This is a genomic window from Albidovulum sp. (assembly GCF_049646345.1).
Lineage (GTDB): Bacteria > Pseudomonadota > Alphaproteobacteria > Rhodobacterales > Rhodobacteraceae > Albidovulum.
Genome location: NZ_JBARVQ010000051.1, coordinates 1 through 1,925 on the forward strand (window position 1 = coordinate 1; position 1,925 = coordinate 1,925).

1 protein-coding gene and 1 pseudogene are annotated in these 1,925 nt (G+C 64.7%); both read left to right on the forward strand.

The features are described from left to right. Positions 1-279, forward strand: a pseudogene (locus WBB85_RS01280) (peptidase); the annotation flags it as partial. 285 nt (positions 280-564) lie between these two features. Next, positions 565-1,925, forward strand: a 1,361-nt coding sequence (locus WBB85_RS01285) for a class I tRNA ligase family protein (protein WP_432636815.1), incomplete at its 3' end; no start/stop codon positions are given.

Sequence of the window (1,925 nt, forward strand, 5' to 3'; positions counted from 1 at the left end):
ACCCATGGCGATTTCCAGATGCTTTATTACGGCCACCACGTCGGGGCTGATCAGCACAAACGCGAACGCCATCGCGGCAGCCCCTATTTCGACGACTGCGCCACCTTCTGCGAACGCTGGGATCAGGCAAGCTTCGACCCCGATTACGACACCCTGCCCCTCGACTTCTTCGCCCCCATGGTGCGGAAGGTCTTCGCCCGCACACCCTACGACCCCGCGGTCATCCGGCCGGGGGAACGGGTGCCGCTGACAGATGCAAAGGCCGCAGCGGCACGCTGACGGCCACTCTCCCGCCCGGAATCAAGGCGCGTTTGCGCGCCGCCGGGCAGCGCCCGACCGCCCCCATGGGCGGGCGCTCCTGCGCCGTCTCAATCTGAACGACCGTCCGGCGGGGCCGCACCATAAAGTGCCCAACCCAAGCGTTGCAGCGCCCACCCGCGGTCGGGCACTGCCCGGCACACGACCCCAGACGCAAGGTGGGTTTAAGCCCACCTTACCCCCGGCCCCTTCCCCTTGCCGCGCCCTTTCGCTAAGGGAAACGCAACAGAAATACGGGACGTGACCATGCCGATGGAAAAGACCTTCAACGCGGCGGAAGCCGAGGAACGCCTCTACGCCGCCTGGGAACAATCCGGAGCCTTCCGCGCCGGGGCCAATGCCTCGCGCGATGAGACCTTCTGCATCATGATCCCGCCGCCGAACGTCACCGGCTCACTTCACATGGGCCACGCCTTCAACAACACGTTGCAGGACATCCTGACCCGCTGGCACCGGATGCGGGGCTTCGACACGCTCTGGCAGCCGGGGCAGGACCATGCGGGCATCGCGACGCAAATGGTGGTCGAACGCGAGCTTGCAAAGACCAACCGCCGCCGCACGGATATGAGCCGCGATGACTTCACCGCGCTCGTCTGGGAGCAGAAGCAGAAATCCGGCAACACCATCATCGATCAGCTGAAGCGCCTCGGCGCCTCCTGCGACTGGTCGCGCAACGCCTTCACCATGTCCGGCGCCCCGAACGCGCCCAAGGGCGAAGAGGGCAACTTCCACGATGCCGTCATCAAGGTCTTCGTGGAGATGTTCGGTGAAGGGTACATCTATCGCGGCAAGCGCCTTGTGAACTGGGACCCGCATTTTGAAACCGCGATCTCCGACCTTGAGGTCGAGCAGATCGAGGTGCAGGGCCAGATGTGGCACTTCAAATACCCGCTGGCGGGGGGCGAGACCTACGAATATGTCGAGAAGGATGAGGACGGTAACGTCACCCTGCGCGAGACCCGCAACTACATCTCCATCGCGACAACGCGGCCCGAGACGATGCTCGGCGACGGCGCAGTCGCGGTCCATCCGTCGGACGAACGCTATGCGCCCATCGTCGGCAAGCTCTGCGAAATTCCAGTCGGGCCCAAGGAACACCGCCGCCTGATCCCGATCATCACCGACGAATATCCCGACCCCAGCTTCGGCTCGGGTGCTGTCAAGATCACCGGCGCGCATGACTTCAACGACTATGCGGTGGCCAAGCGCGGCAATATCCCCTGCTACCGGCTGATGGACACGAAGGCGGCGATGCGTTCGGACGGCGCGCCCTATGCCGAGGCGGCCACCATCGCCATGGCCGTCGCCAAGGGCGAAAGGACGCTGACCGAGGCCGAGACGGACGCGATCAACCTCGTTCCCGACGACCTGCGCGGCCTCGACCGCTACGAGGCGAGGAAGCGCGTGATCGACCAGATCACCTCCGAGGGGCTGGCCGTCACCGTCCTCCACAAGTCCATCGACAAGGAAACCGGCGCCGAGCACCTCGAACGCCTGCCGCTCGTCGAGCAGAACAAGATGATGCAGCCGCATGGCGACCGGTCGAAGGTGGTCATCGAGCCGATGCTGACCGACCAGTGGTTCGTCGATACCGCGAAGATCGTGGA